Source organism: Chryseobacterium lathyri, assembly GCF_030812195.1.
In the GTDB taxonomy this organism is placed as follows: Bacteria; Bacteroidota; Bacteroidia; order Flavobacteriales; family Weeksellaceae; genus Chryseobacterium; species Chryseobacterium lathyri_A.
The window spans coordinates 1,529,520-1,549,919 of the sequence record NZ_JAUSSF010000001.1 but is presented as its reverse complement, the minus strand read 5'-3'; the positions used below and the strand labels follow the sequence as shown (position 1 = coordinate 1,549,919).

Here is a 20,400-nt window from a genome sequence, read left to right as displayed (position 1 = left end):
GAAAGGATGAAAAAAGAAAAAGAAAAAACAGAGATTTTAGAAAAAATTGCGAATGGCATTACGTGGTGGGTGGGCTCTATCCCGTCACTCATTGTTCATACTTTATTCTTCACCACCTCATTTCTTTTGCCGATGCTCAATATTGTTGAGTTTGATAAGATGCTTCTGATCCTTACAACGGTAGTTTCTCTGGAAGCAATTTATCTGGCTATTTTTATTCAGATGTCTGTCAATAAGAGCCACGAAAAGATTGAAGACATTCAGGAAGATATTGAAGAGATCAGCGAAGATATTGAAGACATCCAGGAAGATATAGAAGAAATCAGTGAAGACATTGAAGAGATCAGCGAGGATATCGAGGAAATTAATGAAGATATTGAAGATATTCAGGAAGATATTGAAGAGATCAACGAAGATGAAGATGATGAAGACCATAATGAAAGAGCAAAAAATGTCATTCTGAAAAGCAATGTCAATTCCAATAAAAATGAGATCAAAGCGCTAAAAGATATTATCAGCCAGCTTCAGACAGAGATAGAACAGTTGAAAAAGGAATGATAAATTTCTTTGAGAATAATTATCAAGAAAAAAGCAGACTATCCGTAAGGTTGATCTGCTTTTTTACGCTCATTCTTAAGTTTAACATTAAATCCTACTAATTTTGTGGAATATATAATTATAAAATAAATTTATTGTTAATATAGATGTTAAATTTATTGAATTGACTGAAGAAGGGTGGTTTTTATTGATATTTTTGCTACATTTGAACAAACAATAATAAAATGTTCAATTATAGACTGAATAATTACTTTTTAGTTACGATGTTTCTATTGGCTTCTGTTTCTGCATTTTCGCAAAAAACGAACAGAAAGCCGCAGCCTGAAAAGTTTAGCATGCAGAGTAAAAAAGCAGGTGCGTTTATAGATGTAAATGTGCCCACTTATGCACCTTCCGCGTTTACCATAGATCAGTTAGTGAAAAATGTACTGATTTCCGGAGGATCTGTTTGTGCGGCTCCCAATGTGAGCAATGTAACCATATCTCCAAATCAGCTGCCAACAGATACAGAAAGGGCGTGGGGATATTTTCATAAAGGAACTACTAATTTTCCTTTTACTGACGGAGTTGTGCTTGTTTCCGGTAAAGCAAGAAGAGCAGGAAATGGGCTGGAAGGATCCACATTAAGCGATATTGTTCCGGGAGCCGGTATGAATGATCCGGATCTGGTAGCAGCTATTAATCCGCCGGATGACCTTAAAGATGTTGTATCCTTGGAATTTGATTTCGTTCCGAACAGCAACCAGGTAAAATTTAATTACCTGTTTGCTTCAGAAGAATATACAAGCGGGTTTCCCTGCGGTGACTTTGCAGATGGTTTTGCGCTCCTTCTTAAAAAAGTGGGTGATCCTACCTATGAAAATTTAGCAGTTTTGCCCAACGGAGCAGGACCGGTAAGCGTGCTTAATATTGTGCCGCTTGGAGTAGGATGTGATGGAGAAACCATTAATGAGCAGTACTTTGGCGGATTGAATACCTCGAATATTGAAACGAATTTCATAGGAAGAACTATTCCTCTTACAGCAGTTGCTACGGTTGTTCCCGGACAAGCCTATCATTTTAAGATGGTTATGGCAGATGCCGTTGATAATAGTTATGATTCTGCCGTATTTCTTCAGGGAGGATCGTTTGATATCGGGATGACTATCGTGGATGGTAACGGAAACCCGTTGGGTGAAACCCTGAATATGTGTGATAATACACCGCAAACTTTAAAAGCACAGGTGACAACTGTACCGGGAATGACCTACAAATGGTACAAAAACGGTGTAGTAATTCCTAATGCAACCAGTGCTGTATATATAGCTACTTCACCGGGAGTATATGAAGTAAAAACTTTTGTGAATGGAACGGAATGTCAGAAAGCTAGCATTACGATTATAGGCGGAACGTCGCCAACGGCTCAAAATGCAACACTGAAACTCTGCGCTACTCCTACTCTGAGCACTTTTAATTTAGAAGATGCAAAACCACAGATAAGTACAACACAGGGGGCCGTATTTCGTTTTTATGCCAGCCAGGCAGATGCGCAGGCTCAAAATAATAATTTTATTACCAATCTCACAAACTACAATGGTACCGATGGACAGATTATATATGTAGTCGTTTCCAATGGTGCATTTTGTAGCAAAATTGTGACCCTGACGTTAAGAAGAGAAGAAACACCTATTGCCCAGATTACTGCTCCGAGAATGAGGATCTGCGAAGGAGAATCGCTGATATTAACAGCTGCAGGCGGTGTAACCTACGAATGGGGAGATACTTCTTCCACCGGAGGAGTAAGAACGGTAAGCCCGACCCAGACTACAACATATACTGTATATGCTATTGGTGCACAGGGATGTAAATCTTTACAACCCGCATCCATTACCATTGATGTAGTTCCGGCTATCGTTTCTACTCTGAAAGGAGGGCAAATCTGCGAAGGAGATATGATCCTTTTGGATGCCGGATCCGGCCCGGGTTATACCTATGAATGGAATACAGGGGAAACCACTCAGGGTATTACTGTATCAACTCCGGGCGAATATACCGTAATAATCAGTAACGGAGTTTGTTCCAAAGAATTTAAGACCCAGGTGATACGTGCTGTAGTTCCCGAAATAATAAAAGTTGAATATAGCGACAACGGAACAATGGTTCTTACAGCAAGTAATCCGAGTAACGGGGTATTGGAATATTCTGTGGATAACGGCTCTACTTGGCAGGCGTCCAATGTGTTTACCAATGTTCCTAAAAATAAAGTAATATCTATCCGTGTCAAAGTAAAGAATACCAGCTGTGTAGGATTCCTGGAATACTTTACATTTGTCATAAAAAATGTCATTACGCCAAACGGAGACAACGTGAACGATATCATTGATTTTAGCGGGGTAAGCAGCTACAAAGACTTTCAAGGTTTCGTTTTTGACCGTTACGGAAGAGAGGTGTTCAAAGCCGGAAAAACCAGACCATATTGGGATGGCTATTTCCAGGGAAAACGTCTGCCTACCGCATCTTATTGGTATCAGGTGACCTATCAGGATCCAGCCAGTAAACAAACTGCAGTGAAAACAGGATGGATTCTTCTTAAAAACTTAGAATAATCTTTTATATAATTTATAGAAAGGCTGGCATTTTTGTCAGCCTTTCTTATTATTTTCAAACAAAGCAAATTTATATTGCAGAATAAATAAACTTGTATTAGTGATAATGTAAATTGTGTTAAATTAAGTTTCAATCAAAAAAAATAGTATTTTTGTTTAAAATACTATAAAATGTTAAATAGGAGGATTGGAAATTTATTTTTGGCGTTATTTTTTGCATTCATCGGCAGTTTTGTTTTTGCTCAAAACACAGACAGAGCAGCGATACCTGCAAAAAAGGCTAATGCCACCTCTATGAAAGCAGGTGTTTTTATAGATGTAAATACACCCAATTATCCAGAGTCCGGGTACAGCATTACACAGCTTGTAAAAGATGTATTGATTTCTGGAGGGGCCTGTTCTACATCTAATGTAAGCAATGTCACGGTTTCTCCCAATTTATCAATAAATGATCCTGGCCGAAGCTGGGGATTTTTTAATAAGGGAACCACAGCTTTTCCTTTTGCAAAAGGAATTGTTCTTTCAACCGGTTACGCTGCAAAAGCAGGCAATACCTATCAGGGAGTTTTAAATGACGGTCTGAATACTTTTGGAGATACAGATCTGGCTACAGCTTTGGCAATTAATAATGGGGAACTGAGAGATGCTACCTATATAGAATTTGATTTTGTACCGGCTTCTACAGAGATTACATTCAGATACCTGTTTGCATCCAAAGAATATGCTCCCGGGTTCCAATTTGCATGTACCAAATCAGACGGATTTGCTTTATTATTAAAGAAAGCTACTGATCCTACTTACACCAATCTGGCAGTACTTCCCGGTGGCGCAGGTCCTGTGAGTGTAACTAATATCCACCCGACAATTCCCAATGGCTGTGCAGCTATTAATGCCTCTTATTTTGCAGGGATAAATAACCCAATTGTTGAAACTAATTTTGACGGACGTACCATCCCTTTGACCGCAAAAGCTACTGTAATTCCAGGCCAGACCTATCACTTCAAAATGGTTTTGGCAGACTTTAGTGACAGAAATTATGACTCAGCAGTATTTCTGGAAGCGGGATCATTTGATATTGGTGTGAAAATTCTGGATCCTGCCGGAGTGCAGCTTCCTGATACGATCTATATGTGCGATAATGCACCTCAGACATTTACCGCCTCTGTTCAGGTTCCTAACGTTACTTATCAGTGGTTTTTAAATAATATTCCTATTCCTGGACAAACCGGACCTAGTTATACTGCCACGCAACCGGGAGTATACAGTGTTCAGGTATTTATTCAGGGAAACACTTGCCCGGGAACAGGAACCATTACCGTAGTAGGAGGGACTTCCCCCACAGTACAGAATGCTACTCTAACAGCCTGTTACACTACGGGAAATGCAATCTTTAATTTACCTTCTGCAGAGGCTTCTATAAGTACAACGCCTGGAGCAGCATTTACATATTACTTAAACCAGGCAGATGCACTTGCCGGAAATGCAAATACCATTCCCGGTCCTACAACATACTCAAGTCCGGGAGGACAAACAGTATATGTTCGTGTTAAAAATGGCTTTTGTTTCAAAGTAGCTGAATTGCAGCTGGTAAAAGCGCCTCAGATGACTGCATCAATTTTGCCGCCAGCGGTATTAACCTGTGTCAGCTCGCAGACCACTTTGGACGCATCAGCTTCTGTTTATCCTGCAGGATCTACTTTTAACTGGACTACAACTGGAGGAAATATCGTTTCAGGGGGAAATACATTAACTCCAGTGATCAATGCTCCTGGAACTTATACTTTAACAATATCAAAAACTTATCAACCGGGACCTGTTACCTGTACTGCTGTTGCCAATGTTACAGTTACAGGAGACAGCGCTCCACCTGTTACAGGACTTACAGCAAGTAAAATACAAATATGTAGTGGTGAATCGGTCACTTTAACAGCATCAGGAGGTGCCACCTATAATTGGACGGGACTTCCCGGGACAGGTAATACTCAGACAGTATCACCTACAACTACTACTACGTATACAGTAACTGCTGTAGGAGCCAATGGATGTGTGTCGCAAAACCCAGCAACAATTACTATTGAAGTTTCTCAGCCAATCACAGTACAGGATGCTATATTGCATAAATGTTATGCTCCTGGACTTACCTATGACCTGACAACCGCTCAGAGCCAGATTACTTCTGCAGGAGCAGGTGTTACTTTTACTTATTATATCAATCAGGCGGATGCTCTTGCAGGAAATGCTAACTTTATTGCAGCGCCTACAACCTATTCGCCTCCGGGAAATCAGACTATATATGTATTGGTGAAAAACGGAGGATGTCATTATGTGGTTTCCCTTCAATTACTGAGAACAGCCGAAACAACACTTACGATAGCAGCACCGCAGGAAATAACCTGCACGACACCTCAGACTACATTAAATGCTTCGGCGTCTGTAGTACCGGCAGGATCTACCATTGCTTGGACAGCAGCGGGAGGCGGAAATATAGTATCAGGTGCTAGTACGCTTACTCCTGTAGTCAATGCAGGAGGAACTTATACACTTACAGTTACCAATGTATCCCAGCCGGGAAATTTAACCTGTACTTATACAGCAACGGTTACCGTTACACAAAATACATCATTGCCAACAGCTACTGTTGTTTCCTCTCAACCTAGAATATGTGTTGGAGAGTCAGTAACATTAACTGCTTCAGGAGGTACAACCTATAACTGGACAGGCCTTCCCGGAAACGGAAATACCCAGGTGGTTTCTCCAACTGTTACTACAGTATATGAAGTATTTGCAGTAGCAGCTAACGGATGTGTTTCTGCAACTCCGGCAACAGTTACTGTAATAGTTGGGCCGCCAACAGCAGGTATATCTGCATCCAAATCAAAGATATGTGTCGGAGAGTCCGTTACCCTTACGGCTACCGGAGGAATTACTTATAACTGGGTAGGCCTTCCTGGAAACGGAAATACTCAGGTGGTTTCGCCAACAGTTACTACAGAATACTCAGTGTATGCATTGGGAGGTAATGGCTGTAGCTCTGTACTGCCTGCAAAAGTAACCATCGAAGTGGTGCCGGCTATTGTATCTACATTAGAAGATGTATATGTGTGCGCCGGAGATACAGGGGTTCTAGATGCAGGCGCCGGTACTAACTATACTTATTTATGGAGTACAGGCGCAACTACGCAGACTATATCTACCAATGTTCCCGGAACGTATACTGTTACCATCAGTAATGGAGTATGTTCTAAAACTTTCACTGGAAAATTATTAAATCCGGATCTTCCTCAGTTTACGAATATAGTATATGATAATCATGTGCTTACCCTTACAGCAAGCAATCCTACCGGAGGCGAACTGGAATATTCAATAGATGGAGGTGTGGTATGGCAGTCATCCAATATATTTTATAATGTCCTGAATAATACAAACTATCATGTGATGGTAAGGGTAAAAGATGCAAATTGTAGTACTTCATTGGATTACTTCACATTTGTAATCAGTAATGCAATAACTCCTAATATGGATGGAGTAAATGACAAAATAGATTTCTCAGGGATCAGAGGATATAATAATTTTGCGGCATCAGTTTTTGACCGGTATGGTGCTGAACTTTTCCGGGCGACCAAAACCGATGCTGTCTGGACAGGTTCTCTGAAAGGAATGAATCTGCCTACAGGCACTTACTGGTATAAAGTACAGTGGGAAAATCCTGCCAGTAAAAAACTGGAGCAGCGCTCAGGCTGGATATTGCTAAAAAATAGAAACTAATAGATAAACCTTCCATATTTGGGAGGTTTGTTTTTTTTATATTAAAAATTTTATAAAAAATATAGGATATATTTAGAAATAAATTAAATTTGTTGAAACAAAAGTATTATGCGAAGAAATCTACTATTCCTTTTATTTTTCTTAGTCGTTTCGACATTTTTATTTTCACAAACAGGCGGGCCCCGAAAACCTCCTAAAGATAAGCCTACCGGATCGGTAACTCAAAAAGCAGGTAGTTTTATAGATGTGAATACTCCCGGATATGCAGAATCCAGCTATTCCGTTACACAGCTGGTAAAAGATGTCCTGATCTCTTCAGGAACAAACACTTGTGTAACACCCACTGTATCCAATGTGAAAATTACACCTAACCATGCTGTGACAGATGCTGACAGGTCTTGGGGATATTTCAATAAAGGAACTACCAATTTTCCTTTCAAAGACGGAATTGTACTTTCTACGGGAAAAGCCAGACGGGCAGGAAATGGACCTGAAGGAAACCTAAGTGATAATAATGGTGGTGGTACAGATTCAGATCTTGCACAGGCTATTGGATCTACCGGAACGCTGACTGATGGTGTTCTTTTGGAATTTGACTTTGTCCCTACAACATCACAGATTAAATTTAATTATATTTTGGCTTCTGAGGAGTACTCCGGCTCATTCCCATGCCAGTATGCAGATGCTTTTGCCATTTTGCTTCGACCGACATCAGGAGGCCCCTATCAGAATATGGCAGTGCTTCCGGGCGGTGCCGGTCCTGTAAGTATTACCAATATCCACCCATTAATTCCTGGCGGTGGAGGCTGTGCTGCAATTAATGAAATGTATTTTGGAGGATACAATACAGCCAATATTGAAACAAATTTTGAAGGAAGAACAATCCCTCTTACTGCAACTGCAACTGTAATCGCAGGACAGGAGTACCACTTTAAAATGGTTGTTGCCGATTATGCACCGGGAAGCTATGAGGACCATGGTTGGGATTCTGCTGTATTTCTGGAAGGAGGATCATTTAATATAGGGGTGGAGCTTCTGGATCCTAGCGGTGCTACATTGCCTTCCGAAATCAATGTATGCGACAATGTACCACAGGTGATTACAGCATCAGTAAGCGATCCTAATTTATTATACCAATGGTACCTGAACGGAGCTCCGGTAACTGGTGCCACTACAAATACAATTACGGCTGTACAGCCCGGAATATACACCATTGAAGTAAGTGTTCCCGGAAATCCTTGTCCGGGTAAAGCAACCATAGAAATTCACGGAGGAACCACTCCGCAGGCGCAGGATGCCACACTCTTACTGTGTTCCACACCGGATATTACCACTTTTGACCTCTCTAATGCTATGCCGTCAATAAGCCCGACACCGGGAGCGGTATTCAAATTCTATGTAAATCAGGCTGATGCTGTAGCTCAGAATGATAACTATATTCAGAATGTTTTAAATTATAACGGTACAGACGGGCAGATTCTTTATGTAGTAGTGTCAAACGGAGGTTTCTGCAGCAAGATGATAGAATTGACTTTGCAAAAGGAAACTACACCTAAGGCAGGTATAAAATCTTCCAGAATTAAAATATGTCCGGGAGAAACGGTAACTCTGACGGCTGAAGGGGGTGTAACATATCAGTGGGTTAATTTCCCGGGTACAGGTAATACACAAACCGTGACTTTGCATCAGACTACAACATTCTCTGTGTATGCAGTTGGAACAAAAGGATGCCGTTCTTTAAATCCTGCTACCATAAAAGTAGAGGTTACACCAGAGATCACTTCACCTTTGAAAGATGTGGAAATGTGTCTTGGTGACCGTATTACTTTAGATGCAGGGGCAGGACCTAATTATAAATATTTATGGAGTACAGGAGCTACAACGCAAACCATTACCGCAGACAGCTGGGGTATTTATACAGTAGAGGTGGATAACGGATTCTGTAAAAAGATTTTCACCGCGAAAGTAGGGGGAGCAGCTACTCCTTATGTGACAGCAGTGAACTATGAAAGTGCTAAAAAAACAGTGACGATTATTGCCGAGAATCCTATGATGAACAATACTCCAAGTACTTTAGAATACTCTATTGACAACGGAATTACTTGGCAGGAGTCTAATATTTTCACAAGCCTTTTAGACAATACGAATTATACCGTATTGGTGAGAAGGGTGGGAACCCATTGTGTAGGAACTTTTGATTTCTATACCCTGCAGATTAATAATATCATTACGCCTAATGATGATGGAGTAAATGATGTTCTGGACCTTAAAGCCCTGGTAGGATTCAAAAACTTCACAGGATCTGTTTTTGACAGATATGGTGTGGAAATGTTCAGGTTCTCTAAAGAAAAACCGGTATGGGATGGAACAGTGGGAGGAAAAAAACTTCCTACAGCAACTTACTGGTATAAATTTAATTTCGAATATCCTAAATCAAAAATTCAGATGAACTGGTCCGGATGGATCATGCTTAAGAATCGTGAGTAAGATATAGAATCATGCATAAAAAGCCTTTCAAATTCACTTGAAAGGCTTTTTATTTTTTTTGAATAGACTTATTGATTTTGTTTCCAGAGATTGGCAAAGCCGATAAAATCCAGAACGCTGAGCTCTTCCGCTCTTTTGTCTAAAAATTCGTGGGTTTTTAATGCTTCAGGAATAGTCAAAACTTTCAATGAGTTTGAAAGTTTTTTTCTTCTCTGATTAAATCCTGCTTTTACGATCTGCTTAAAAAGAACCTCATTTCCGGCCAGGCCCTCTTTCGGATTTCTGGTCAGTCTGATAACCCCTGACTTTACTTTCGGAGGCGGATTAAATACATTTTCATGAACGGTGAACAGGTAAGACACATCGTAATATGCCTGGATCAGAACAGAGAGAATACCGTAATCTTTAGTTCTGGGTACGGCGGCCGTTCTTTCTGCAACTTCTTTCTGGAACATTCCCACCATTTCAGGGATCTGTTGATAATAATCAACGATCTTAAAAAGGATCTGTGAAGAAATATTATAAGGAAAATTACCAATAATGGCAAGCTGCTCTCCATTAATAAACTGAAAGTCCTGTTTCAGGAAATCCCCTACAAAAGTACTTTCTGTGATCTTTGAATAATTCTTTTTCAGGTATTCAATAGATTCGGTATCTATCTCTGCCAGATAGATGGTCTGCTCTTTTTCAAGCAGATATTTGGTAAGGACGCCCATTCCGGGACCTACTTCCATGACATTTTTATAGTCTTCAAAACTAAGACCTTCCACGATTTTTCTCGCGATATTTTCATCTGTCAGAAAGTGCTGTCCAAGATGTTTTTTTGCTTTTACACTCAAAGTTTTTTATGATTTTATTAACAATGATTTTCTTTATTTCGTCCCAAATTTCGGAAGTTTTTTTCTAATTTAGCCAAAAATTTTAATATTAATGGCTAAATCTGTAGATGAGTTTAATAAGAAAAGGCTTCGGTCAAGCAATATTACAGTCGTAATAAGTATCGCATTAGTGTTATTTTTGTTAGGATTAATGGGGCTTATTTTAATCAATGCCCAAAAGTATTCTGACTATATCAAAGAGCAGCTGGTCGTGAATGCTTATTTTGATGAGAACTATGATGCGAAAGATTCTGTAAAGATTGCAAAACTGGAGGAAGAAACTTTTAAAAAAGTACAGACCTTAGCTCCTGTAAAAAAAGCAACCTATATCTCAAGGGACATGGCGGCTATAGAAGCCAAGAAAACAATGGGAATAGACAGCGACGCGCTTTTTGAAGAAAATATTTTCCCTTCATCTATCGAAGTGGCATTAAAACCTGAATATGTGGATCCTGCTAAAATTGACGGAGCCATCAAAATCATCAAAGCTGTTCCCGGTATTGTAGATGTTAAAAACGACAGTACTTTGATGGTGGATGTTTATAATAATCTCAGCAGAATTCTGAAGTGGATTTTGGGATTCTCCATTCTGTTTCTTGTCCTGGCAGTAGTGCTGATCAACAACTCGATCAGGCTTAAAATATTCTCCAAAAGATTTATCATTAAAACCATGCAGCTCGTTGGGGCAAAAAGAAGATTCATTCTTAAGCCGTTTATCATCGAAGCAATTATTTTAGGTGCTATCGGATCTGTAATCGGGCTTTTGGCACTGGGAGGAGTTTGGTATTATTTTACGAGCCAGATTGGTTCAGCTTTCGTACAGGATAACAACCAATACTTCTGGCTGATTGTATTAGTGCTTGGTGTAGGAATTTTTATTTCTGTTTTAAGTACCATTTTCGCTACATGGAGATTCTTAAAATCAAACGTTGACGACTTATATTACTCTTAATAATGAGCAAAAAAACAAATAAATTTGCCGCTTCAGAGTTTGGCAAGGAAACCGAAGTACCACAGGAAAATACCTTTTACTTCGGACAGCAGAACTTCAAGTGGATGCTGATAGGGCTGGCTTTTATCATAGTAGGCTTCCTGCTGATGATGGGGCCGGATGCTAATACGGTAGACGGTAAATTTGATCCTAATTCATGGAATGACGGTATTTTTTCCATCCGCAGGATCAGAATTGCACCACTGTTTATAGTGATAGGCTTTGGAATAGAAGTTTATGCTATTTTAAAAAGAAAATAAATCAATACATCCTTTATTTAGAGATTAAAAGGTTAAGGAATTTAGAAAGACTTTCTACATTTCAGAATCTTTTAATCTTTAAATTTTTTTATATACACAAAATATGGATTTAATTAAAGCAATCATTATTGCTATTATTGAAGGGCTTACAGAGTATCTTCCTATTTCTTCTACGGCACACATGGGATTTGCAGCGAGCATTTTGGGGCTGCAGGATGATGAATTTCTGAAAATGTTTCAGGTGTCCATTCAGTTCGGTGCTATTCTATCTGTTGTAGTGGCGTACTGGAAAAAGTTCTTTGATCTGAAAAATCTTCAGTTTTATTATAAGCTTGCTTTTGCAGTGGTTCCGGCCTTGGTTCTGGGGTATTTATTTGATGATAAAATTGAATCCGTCCTTGGAAACCAGATCGCCATTTCTTCAGTACTCGTATTGGGAGGTGTGGTTTTACTTTTCGCCGACAAATGGTTTAAGAATCCTACGATTGATGATGAAAAAGGAATTACCATAAGAAAAGCAATCACAATAGGCTTCTGGCAGTGTCTTGCCATGATGCCGGGAACCAGCCGCAGCGCAGCCTCTATCATTGGAGGAATGTCGCAGGGGCTTACCAGAAAAGCCGCTGCAGAATTTTCTTTCTTCCTGGCTGTTCCAACAATGCTGGCTGTAACGGTATATTCCGTCTTCCTTAAAACATGGGGAAAAGAAACCGGAAATCCTCAGAAAGGATATGAAATGATTATGTCATCTCAGGATCACATTATGATCTTTGTAGTAGGAAATATTGTTGCATTTATTGTTGCATTGATCGCTATTAAAGCATTCATCGGAGTACTCAATAAATATGGTTTCAAGCCTTGGGGCTGGTACCGTATCTTTGTGGGAATTGCTTTGTTGATCTATTTCTATTTCTTTAAATAAGCCTATGAAGATTAATATTTTAAAGATATTGGCTTTTTCCGGCCTCATTGTTTCCTGTACTCCGGCACATACGCTATTCGTGAAAAATAACACCGGAGAAAGGATAGAGTTTTTCGTTGAGCTCAAAGAAAAAAATCTTGCTGAAGATATACTGATCTGTAAAGAGCTTGTTCCGGACGAAAAACTGGATCACAAACCTTTTATGGAATATTCCAAAGAAGGAAAATGTTACCGTCAGAAAATTACATCTGTTAGCAAAACCAGTTATAAATTTAATTTACCTGAAAATTATACAGTGAACATTGCTCCGAATAATTCAGTATACCCTTTTCAGAATATTTACTATTTCATTGGCGATAAAAAATGCTTTGTCAATGTAGAAAACGGACCTGATTGCAAGCAGAAGGTCAATAAGCTGCCTAGTTTAGTAAGTATCACCGAAATTTTAGAATAATGACAGCTGAAGAACTGCAATCAGGATATGTATTTTTATTGGATAAACCTTTAGACTGGACCTCTTTCCAGGCTGTCAATAAAATGAAATATAAGCTCAAAAGAGAATTCAATCTTCCCAAGAAATTTAAAATAGGCCACGCCGGAACGCTTGACCCAAGAGCTACCGGACTTTTAATTGTCTGCTGCGGAAAATTCACAAAGAAAATTCCTGAGATCCAGGATGCTCCCAAAGAATATTGGACCGAGATCAAAATAGGGGTTCAGACCGAATCTTATGATACGGAAAAGCCTGAAATTCTTCATCAGGATATCATGCATATTACTGAAGAACAGATCAAGGAAGCTCTTGAAAAATTCGTTGGGGAAATAGAGCAGAAACCTCCTGTGTATTCAGCAATAAAAATTGACGGACAGAGAGCCTATAATCTAGCCAGAGCAGGAGAAGAAGTTGAAATGAAATCCAGGAAAACAACAATCTTCTATCTCAAGGATATTAAAATTGATCTTCCTTTAGTCAGTTTTACAGTGGGATGTTCCAAAGGAACCTACATTAGAAGCCTGGCTCATGATATTGGACAGGAGCTGGGAGTGGGAGCTTACCTTACACAGCTTAGACGTACAAAGATCGGTGAGTATACCATTGAAAATGCGACAACAGATTTCTTAGAGAACGAATACAGATTTGAAAATTTATAAGTAAAATCGTATTTTTACTGATACTGAAAGTAAAATTATACAGGGTACGGAGAAGATTAATGGAAAAAACACGCATCAATAAATATTTGTCAGAAGTGGGCTTTTGTTCAAGAAGAGCCGCAGATAAACTTTTGGAAGAAGGAAGGATCACAATTAATGGCAAGGTCCCGGAAATGGGGACGAAAGTTTCTGATGAAGATCTTGTGGAAGTAGATGGAAAACCAATCCGTGAACCTCAGGATAATCCCATTTACATCGCTTTTAATAAGCCTGTGGGCATTGTCTGTACTACAGATACCAAACGTGAGAAAAACAATATCATTGACTATATCAATCACCCGAAAAGGATTTTCCCGATCGGAAGGCTGGATAAGCCCAGTGAAGGCCTTATTCTTTTGACCAGCGATGGTGATATTGTAAACAAAATCCTCAGAGCAAGAAATAACCACGAAAAAGAATATATCGTGCGTGTAGACAGGCCCATTTCTCCTAAATTTCTTGAAAAAATGAGAAACGGAGTCCCGATTCTTGACACAGTCACTAAAAAGTGCGAAGTGGAAAAGATCGATGACATGACTTTCCGGATTATCCTTACCCAAGGTCTGAACAGGCAGATTAGGAGAATGTGCGAATTCCTCGGCTATGAAGTGAAAAAGCTCAAGCGTATCCGTATCATGAACATTAAACTGGATCTTCCGGTAGGAAAATGGCGTGATCTTACAGAAGAAGAATTTAATACACTCAACAACCTCCTTTCTGATTCTATCAAAACAATCGATTAAGATGATGTCATTAATCATAAAAAATTAAGCAGGAAGTACTTTCCTGCTTAATTTTTATCTCTTATTTTGTCGAACACATTAGAACTTCTATCCCTGAGTAATCTATCCGAAGAAAAGTAATAGAAAATACTTAAATGTTATTATTTAATAATATTCACTCATTAGTGTAATATTTTTAGTTTGTTAGTGAAAATATATTATATTTATAATAATAACTATTAAAACTAAAAACCATGAAATTAAAATTTAATCTACTTTATCTTATTATTTTAATAACATTTTCCAATTGTCAAAATGATAACCATAATTCGGATCTTCCGCACGATTCTTCTTTTTACATTGACTATAGAAGCTTGAAAGGATTACCAGATGGAATAGCTGTAATTGAACTTGATCCTGAAGCCCCAAATTTTGGACATATTAGCAGCAAACTTGAATTAGGCATTGGTGTCCTGCCTCATCATCTTTATTATAATCAGAGTGCCAATAAATTATTTACCACTGCTTTAGGCGGGAGTTATCTCTACCAGATAAAAACGGAAAAAGATAAAAATGGACAGCCAAAATTAGTTAATGCAACACCTATTGATACAGGTGAGAATACAGTAGGAGAAAATTTGTTTTTTACCAATGATGGAAGATATTTTATGACTTTTATGGGAGGGGAAGGAGGACCAAAAGATGGTAGTATAGGTGTTTTTAACGCAAATAACAACCAGCTTATCAAAACTATTAAAGCACCTATCCAAACTAATCCAAATCAATTTATTATGTATCCGCATGGTATTTCTGTTAATGAGGAAAAAGGATTAATGATGGTCACTTCAACCATTCACCCGGATCTTACTACTGGAATGGGAAATACCTGTACATTATTAGATCTGAATACCTATGAATTAAAAGAGACCTATCTGGTAGCAGACTCACAAACAGATATGTCCAGTCCTGTCGAGGTTCTGTTGCTACGTGGAAAATTTCCACAATATGCCCTTGCAACGACAATGCTGGGTGGTGATATTTGGATTGCTCCATACAATGCTGCCACCAAGAAGTATGATGCTTTTAGTAAAATATTTGACGGAAGTACACAAGGATTAGGCTGGACACTTGAAATGTACATCGATGATAACAGCAAGCTTTATGTAAGTTTTGCAGATCCCGGAAAAGTTTTGGTCTTTGATATAAGTAATCTTCCCCAGCTAAAGCTTTTAAAGACCCTTACTGCAGATAAAGGAGCACATCATATGGTTTTCTTTAAAACCAAAAAAGGAAAAGAAGTTGTAGCAGTACAAAATAACCTGTTGAATATTCCCAACTTAAATTCCGGCACCATTAGTGTCATTGAAATCGAGACAGGGAAAACATTAGGTACCGTCGATTTACGAACCAAATATGGAATACTACCTGAATCAATTGAAGGAACCAATGGTCCTGGCAGTTACATGCATCACTAAAACTTAAAATAATGGGTCAGATTAGAAACTATCCAAAACAGCAGGTATTGTCTTGGATAGTTTTTACGATATGGTTTCCGGTTATTTTAAATATAATTTCATTCTTTCTTCATATTCAGGCTTTAATTTTAAAAGCTTCAGAATCTTCTTATCATCCGTGTAGGTAGTCCGGTAGAATATGATCTTATCAGCAGAATATTTGAAGTAAGGATGATCTTTCAGCCATTCTTCAGGGGCTTCTGTTAAAGTATATTTAGGAACATTTGAAACATCGAGCGGAGCAATAGAAATTAATTTTTGAACCAAATTTTTATCAATATTATAGGTATCTAAAATTTGTTGTTTATTGACAAAACCTCTCAGTTTTTTTCTAAAGCCGATCATCGACCCGGCACTTTTTTCATCCAAACCAAATTCCAGCAACTGCTTGAATGTGATCATATTTAAATCAACTTTTGAAAAATCAGTTTCCTGTTTTTGGATAAGGTTTCTATTTGTATTGAGCTTAATATAAGGACTTAATTCCTGGAACTTTTCCGGAGAAATAACAAAGCATTTCTTTATATCTTCAAGAGATTTGAAGCTTCCTCTGAGATTTCTGTCACGGTAATTGATAATTGTATTCGCCTGTTTTTCAGAAAACCCTAAACCTTTCCATCCATCCAGATCTAAAGTATTGGGATCAAATGAATGATACTGAATATTGGATTTTATAGCGTACTGATTACCGGATTTTCTAAAACTATCAGGTGTTTTTACCGGCAGCAGTAAGTAAGGTTCAAGCTTGCTGTAATTTTCTGAAGAGATGATAAAACATTCTTTGAATTTTTCCTTGCTTACGAAACTTCCTCCCAGGTAATTCCTGTATTTTAAGATAGCTTCAGCCTGTTTTTCACTGAAACCCATATTCATCCATTCTGAAACGGAAAGTCCATCCGGATTGAATTTTTTAGAAACAGAAATTTCTTTCTTTGCATTAGTTTTAAACCTTTCGAAGCGATGATCTTTGCCGTTTTCAGGAAGCAGGATGAAAGATTCCAGTGCAGTGAATTTTTCCTCAGAAATTGCATAGCATTTTTTGAGCTGTTCTTTTGAAGTAAATTCACCTCCTACAATTTTTTTGTAATTCAGAATCATAGAGACCTGTTTTTCAGAAAACCCTAAATGCATCCATTGTTTTGCATCCAGATCATTAGGATCAAAATCGGCCAGGTTGAGAGCAGCAGAACTTTCCGTAATGAATTTTACCTCAGGAAAATCTTCTTTTTCCCGGCTGGTATATTTTTGAAAAGCCAGCAGGACGATCAGCAGCATTCCCATGAATGCCAGTTTCTGGTAATAGTTTTTTCTCATCATACAGTAAACTTATCAATAAAAACAAGCCGAAGCAATGATGAAAAGCAGAAACGATCGTTTTATCAAGTAAATTCAATACAATTACTTGATAAAATAATTGAAATTTATTGTATGCTAAAATAATTTTAAGGATACTTAAAATCAATAAGTTACATTGTTGTAAAAAGAAAGACAATGAAATGACAAAACAGGAACAGAAGCTACTCCAGAATAGAATTCTAAAAAAATAAAATTATTCAGAATCTCTGTCTGCCAGAGAAGCCTTCAGTTTCTGAAGCTCGGCTTTTATAAATTCAAGACGGTCAATGATGGTAACTGTTTCAGAAATTTTACTGTTGGTCGTCAGAGCAATCCTTGCTCCATCCAGCGTATAGCCCTTTTCCTTTACCAGATGGTAAATCATCTGCAGGTTCTTGATGTCTTCAGGAGTAAAGTACCGGTTGCCTTTCTTGTTCTTTTTAGGTTTGATAATAGGGAATTCCTGCTCCCAATAACGTATTAATGAAGTATTTACATCGAAAGCTTTTGCAACCTCTCCAATTGAATAATACAGTTTGTCAGGTAAATTTATTTTCATTGTTACGAATCCTAAAAGCCAAAGATAAAAATTTTTTAACCTCGGATGCAAATTATACAGCTTCTATTCATGTATTCCAAGTAATATCAAAAATTTCCGGATAAAGATTTAATAGAAACCTGTCTTTTTATGAAGCTTGTTTTTTCTCTCTTTTTACAGTACTTTTATACAATAACTACGCCTGCATATTATCAGTAATGAATTCTATCTCCGTTCTTCATATTGACCTTTTCCAATCCGGCAGAAATACTTCCCATTTTTATTTCAATACGATGAAAGAACATCTGGTGGTAGGGCACCGGCATATTGAAAAGCCGCACCGGCATGACTTCTATGCTGCTGTTCTTTTTACCCAGGGACAAGGAGTTCATGAGATCGATTTTCAGAAATACGATGTTTCTGGAGGGAGCCTTTTCTTTCTCTCTCCCGGACAGATCCACAGCTGGGAACTTTCAGACGATATTGACGGGTATATTTTCTTTTGTTCACAGGAGTTTTACGAAATGCATTATGTGAATCAGAAATTAAAAAACTTTCCTTTTTTCGGCTCCGTATCTTTTCCCAGAAAATTGCAACTGGATACTGATGAGTGGTTAAAAAACAAAACCTTATTTCAGGAACTGGGTAGAGAACATCAGTCTCAGAATGTTATGAAAGAAGGTTTCATTCTTTCATTAATGTCCCAGGTTTTTATTAATGCCACAAGGCTTTTTTCAAAAGAAATTGATATCCATGCTTCTTCTGCCAGTCTTTCTTATTTCAAACATTATCAGGATTTTGAAAACCTGGTGGAACAGCATTTTACTGCCCAGAAATCCATCTCCTATTATGCCTCTTTATTAGGGATTACCCCCAAGCACCTGAACAGAATTGCACAAACCGTTGTTCATAAAACGGCAACCGATGTCATTACAGAAAGAGTGGTGCTGGAAGCTAAGAGGATGCTGATGTACCTTGATGAAAGCCTTGTGGAAATCGCTTTCAGGCTTGGCTATGAAGAGTATTCCTACTTTGTAAGAGTATTCCGGAAAAGTTCCGGAATGACTCCTACTCAGTTTATGAGAAAATACAAGGTTTAAAATTTAAATTTAAAAGAACGGGGGGAGATGAAGACTGGGGCTGAAAGTTAATAATGTCCATAATATCAATTTCACATCGCCTATCTCCAGTCTGAAATCTGATTCTCCTACAACAAAAGCTTAAACGGTCCCTCAAACGTCGTTTCAAAAGAATCCAGCATTTCTCCTTTTTCATCAAAGACACCGATCACCATATTCTGCTTGGAAAACTTAATATCTTCTTCGGGGAACGTAATATTGATATTCCCTTTCAGGATCTCGTCTCCTTTCAGAATGATCTTTTCAGAACCAAAATAAGTGATTTCTGCATGGGCAGGAGTCATTACTTTAATGGTGAGGATTTTTTTCTCGTTGGATTTATTTAAAAGCGTATAAATAAAAGTATTCGTGATCTTACCGTCTTTAATAAAGAATGTGGAACCTGCCGGCTTGATGAATTTGGCTTCCATGGATCCGCGATCGTACATCAGGAACCCCAAAAACCCGATCAGTAAGGCTAGAAATACCGTAGTTGCTTTCATTCTTGATGTAAATTTGAAAGTTTCCTGGTTTTCAATTTCTGCTTCTGTAGCATAGCGGATCAGTCCTTTTGGAAGCCCTACCTTATCCATTACCTCATCACAGGCATCGATGCAGGCTGTACAGTTTACACATTCCAGTTGCTGCCCGTTTCTGATGTCAATACCTGTAGGACACACCACAACACACTGATGGCAGTCGATGCAGTCTCCTTTTCCTGTGGCTTTACGGTCTTCATTGTTCCTCCATTTCGAACGGTTTTCACCTCTTTTGAAATCATAGTAAACATTAATGGTCTGCTTGTCGATCAATACGCCCTGTAGCCTTCCGTACGGGCATACCAGAGTGCAAACCTGCTCGCGGAGCCATGCGAAGACAAAGTAAAATGTCATGGTGAAAAATATCATGACAAGGAATTTCATGGAATGGGCTTCAGGGCCTTCCTTCATAATCCGGAATACTTCTTCATAGCCTACAATGTACATAAACATGCAATGGGCAATAATTAACGATGCCAATGCAAAAACAGACCACTTCAGAACCCTTTTTCTGATCTTTTCAGCATTCCATTCCTGCCTGTCCAGTTTCATCTGCTTATTTCTGTCACCTTCTATCCAGTATTCTATTTTTCGGAACACCATTTCCATGAAAAGTGTCTGCGGGCATAGCCATCCACAGAATATTCGTCCGAAAACTACCGTAAAAAGCATGACGAAGATTACCGAGGTTACTGCTCCCAATGCCAGAATAAAGAAATCCTGTAGATAAAAAGGCTGCCCTATGATAAAAAATCTCCTGTCTATTACATTGATCAGAAGAAAAGGATTGCCGTTGATCTTTACAAATGGCAGCCCGAAAAATATAGCCAGCATGAGAAAACTTGCGTAGTTCCTGTAGTTGGTATACTTTCCTTTTGGTTTTCGTGGAAAGACCCATTTTCTTTTTCCTGTTTCATCCATGGTTCCCACCGAATTCCTAAACGTATCATTTTCAAATTCTAGAAATTTATCGCTGCTTGATTCTGCACTCATTGCG

16 protein-coding genes are annotated in these 20,400 nt (G+C 38.5%); 12 read left to right on the top strand and 4 right to left on the bottom strand.

What is annotated here, in order from left to right:
• Positions 1 to 6 precede the first annotated feature (6 nt).
• The 4 genes from J2T03_RS06940 to J2T03_RS06925 all read left to right on the top strand — a co-directional run bounded on the left by J2T03_RS06940 (position 7) and on the right by J2T03_RS06925 (position 9,395).
• A complete protein-coding gene (locus J2T03_RS06940; RefSeq protein WP_307210244.1) occupies positions 7 to 558 on the top strand; it encodes a DUF1003 domain-containing protein in 552 nt (183 codons plus the stop codon).
• Positions 559 to 782: 224 nt separating this feature from the next.
• Positions 783 to 3,143, top strand: a complete 2,361-nt coding sequence (locus J2T03_RS06935) for a choice-of-anchor L domain-containing protein (protein WP_306844647.1) — start codon at positions 783 to 785, stop codon at positions 3,141 to 3,143.
• A gap of 171 nt (positions 3,144 to 3,314) precedes the next feature.
• Entirely contained in the window at positions 3,315 to 6,908 is a 3,594-nt protein-coding gene (locus J2T03_RS06930; RefSeq protein WP_307210242.1) for a choice-of-anchor L domain-containing protein, read from the top strand.
• Between the two features lie 108 nt (positions 6,909 to 7,016).
• Entirely contained in the window at positions 7,017 to 9,395 is a 2,379-nt protein-coding gene (locus tag J2T03_RS06925) for a choice-of-anchor L domain-containing protein (RefSeq protein ID WP_306844652.1), read from the top strand.
• Between the two features lie 68 nt (positions 9,396 to 9,463).
• On the opposite strand, the gene rsmA is transcribed toward J2T03_RS06925, so the two are convergent.
• Complete coding sequence (rsmA, locus tag J2T03_RS06920) at positions 9,464 to 10,234, bottom strand: 16S rRNA (adenine(1518)-N(6)/adenine(1519)-N(6))-dimethyltransferase RsmA (RefSeq protein ID WP_306844655.1); 771 nt, start codon at positions 10,232 to 10,234, stop codon at positions 9,464 to 9,466.
• A 91-nt stretch (positions 10,235 to 10,325) separates the two neighbouring features.
• Between rsmA and J2T03_RS06915 the strand changes: the two genes are divergently transcribed.
• The 7 genes from J2T03_RS06915 (at position 10,326) to J2T03_RS06885 (ending at position 15,834) form a co-directional block, all read left to right on the top strand.
• The gene (locus J2T03_RS06915; protein WP_306844657.1) at positions 10,326 to 11,225 is read left to right on the top strand and encodes a cell division protein FtsX; all 900 of its coding nucleotides are present in this window, start codon (positions 10,326 to 10,328) and stop codon (positions 11,223 to 11,225) included.
• Positions 11,226 to 11,227: 2 nt separating this feature from the next.
• Positions 11,228 to 11,524 carry a DUF3098 domain-containing protein gene (locus tag J2T03_RS06910; protein WP_111960369.1) on the top strand — a complete coding sequence of 99 codons (297 nt, stop codon included), beginning with the start codon at positions 11,228 to 11,230 and terminating at the stop codon, positions 11,522 to 11,524.
• Positions 11,525 to 11,627: 103 nt separating this feature from the next.
• Positions 11,628 to 12,446 carry an undecaprenyl-diphosphate phosphatase gene (locus tag J2T03_RS06905; RefSeq protein ID WP_307210239.1) on the top strand — a complete coding sequence of 273 codons (819 nt, stop codon included), beginning with the start codon at positions 11,628 to 11,630 and terminating at the stop codon, positions 12,444 to 12,446.
• Between the two features lie 4 nt (positions 12,447 to 12,450).
• On the top strand, positions 12,451 to 12,900 hold the full coding sequence (locus J2T03_RS06900; RefSeq protein WP_307210237.1) for a hypothetical protein: 450 nt from the start codon (positions 12,451 to 12,453) through the stop codon (positions 12,898 to 12,900).
• The gene (truB, locus tag J2T03_RS06895) at positions 12,900 to 13,598 is read left to right on the top strand and encodes a tRNA pseudouridine(55) synthase TruB (protein ID WP_306844665.1); all 699 of its coding nucleotides are present in this window, start codon (positions 12,900 to 12,902) and stop codon (positions 13,596 to 13,598) included. The genes J2T03_RS06900 and truB overlap by 1 nt, the downstream gene beginning before the upstream one ends.
• Positions 13,599 to 13,657: 59 nt before the next feature.
• On the top strand, positions 13,658 to 14,380 hold the full coding sequence (gene rluF / locus J2T03_RS06890) for a 23S rRNA pseudouridine(2604) synthase RluF (RefSeq protein ID WP_306844667.1): 723 nt from the start codon (positions 13,658 to 13,660) through the stop codon (positions 14,378 to 14,380).
• A gap of 233 nt (positions 14,381 to 14,613) precedes the next feature.
• Positions 14,614 to 15,834, top strand: coding sequence for a hypothetical protein (locus tag J2T03_RS06885; RefSeq protein ID WP_307210235.1), 1,221 nt, complete (start codon positions 14,614 to 14,616; stop codon positions 15,832 to 15,834).
• 81 nt (positions 15,835 to 15,915) lie between these two features.
• Here J2T03_RS06885 and J2T03_RS06880 read toward each other — a convergent pair whose 3' ends face one another.
• Positions 15,916 to 17,190, bottom strand: coding sequence for a helix-hairpin-helix domain-containing protein (locus tag J2T03_RS06880; protein WP_307210233.1), 1,275 nt, complete (start codon positions 17,188 to 17,190; stop codon positions 15,916 to 15,918).
• A 232-nt stretch (positions 17,191 to 17,422) separates the two neighbouring features.
• A complete protein-coding gene (locus J2T03_RS06875) occupies positions 17,423 to 17,767 on the bottom strand; it encodes a MerR family transcriptional regulator (RefSeq protein ID WP_034704939.1) in 345 nt (114 codons plus the stop codon).
• A 197-nt stretch (positions 17,768 to 17,964) separates the two neighbouring features.
• Between J2T03_RS06875 and J2T03_RS06870 the strand changes: the two genes are divergently transcribed.
• Entirely contained in the window at positions 17,965 to 18,846 is an 882-nt protein-coding gene (locus J2T03_RS06870; protein WP_306844674.1) for an AraC family transcriptional regulator, read from the top strand.
• 107 nt (positions 18,847 to 18,953) lie between these two features.
• Here the strand turns inward: J2T03_RS06870 and ccoG are convergent, their stop codons facing one another.
• Positions 18,954 to 20,396 (bottom strand): cytochrome c oxidase accessory protein CcoG, encoded by a 1,443-nt coding sequence (gene ccoG, locus J2T03_RS06865; RefSeq protein ID WP_306844676.1) that lies wholly within the window; start codon positions 20,394 to 20,396, stop codon positions 18,954 to 18,956.
• Between the last annotated feature and the right edge of the window lie 4 nt (positions 20,397 to 20,400).

Excerpts from the sequence above, each read along its gene's own strand:
- J2T03_RS06940 (WP_307210244.1), top strand. The coding sequence starts at position 7 with ATGAAAAAAGAAAAAGAAAAAACAGAGATTTTAGAAAAAATTGCGAAT.
- J2T03_RS06935 (WP_306844647.1), top strand. The coding sequence starts at position 783 with ATGTTCAATTATAGACTGAATAATTACTTTTTAGTTACGATGTTTCTA.
- J2T03_RS06930 (WP_307210242.1), top strand. The coding sequence starts at position 3,315 with ATGTTAAATAGGAGGATTGGAAATTTATTTTTGGCGTTATTTTTTGCA.
- J2T03_RS06925 (WP_306844652.1), top strand. The coding sequence starts at position 7,017 with ATGCGAAGAAATCTACTATTCCTTTTATTTTTCTTAGTCGTTTCGACA.
- J2T03_RS06915 (WP_306844657.1), top strand. The coding sequence starts at position 10,326 with ATGGCTAAATCTGTAGATGAGTTTAATAAGAAAAGGCTTCGGTCAAGC.
- J2T03_RS06910 (WP_111960369.1), top strand. The coding sequence starts at position 11,228 with ATGAGCAAAAAAACAAATAAATTTGCCGCTTCAGAGTTTGGCAAGGAA.
- J2T03_RS06905 (WP_307210239.1), top strand. The coding sequence starts at position 11,628 with ATGGATTTAATTAAAGCAATCATTATTGCTATTATTGAAGGGCTTACA.
- J2T03_RS06900 (WP_307210237.1), top strand. The coding sequence starts at position 12,451 with ATGAAGATTAATATTTTAAAGATATTGGCTTTTTCCGGCCTCATTGTT.
- truB (WP_306844665.1), top strand. The coding sequence starts at position 12,900 with ATGACAGCTGAAGAACTGCAATCAGGATATGTATTTTTATTGGATAAA.
- rluF (WP_306844667.1), top strand. The coding sequence starts at position 13,658 with ATGGAAAAAACACGCATCAATAAATATTTGTCAGAAGTGGGCTTTTGT.
- J2T03_RS06885 (WP_307210235.1), top strand. The coding sequence starts at position 14,614 with ATGAAATTAAAATTTAATCTACTTTATCTTATTATTTTAATAACATTT.
- J2T03_RS06880 (WP_307210233.1), bottom strand. The coding sequence starts at position 17,190 with ATGATGAGAAAAAACTATTACCAGAAACTGGCATTCATGGGAATGCTG.
- J2T03_RS06875 (WP_034704939.1), bottom strand. The coding sequence starts at position 17,767 with ATGAAAATAAATTTACCTGACAAACTGTATTATTCAATTGGAGAGGTT.
- J2T03_RS06870 (WP_306844674.1), top strand. The coding sequence starts at position 17,965 with ATGAATTCTATCTCCGTTCTTCATATTGACCTTTTCCAATCCGGCAGA.
- ccoG (WP_306844676.1), bottom strand. The coding sequence starts at position 20,396 with ATGAGTGCAGAATCAAGCAGCGATAAATTTCTAGAATTTGAAAATGAT.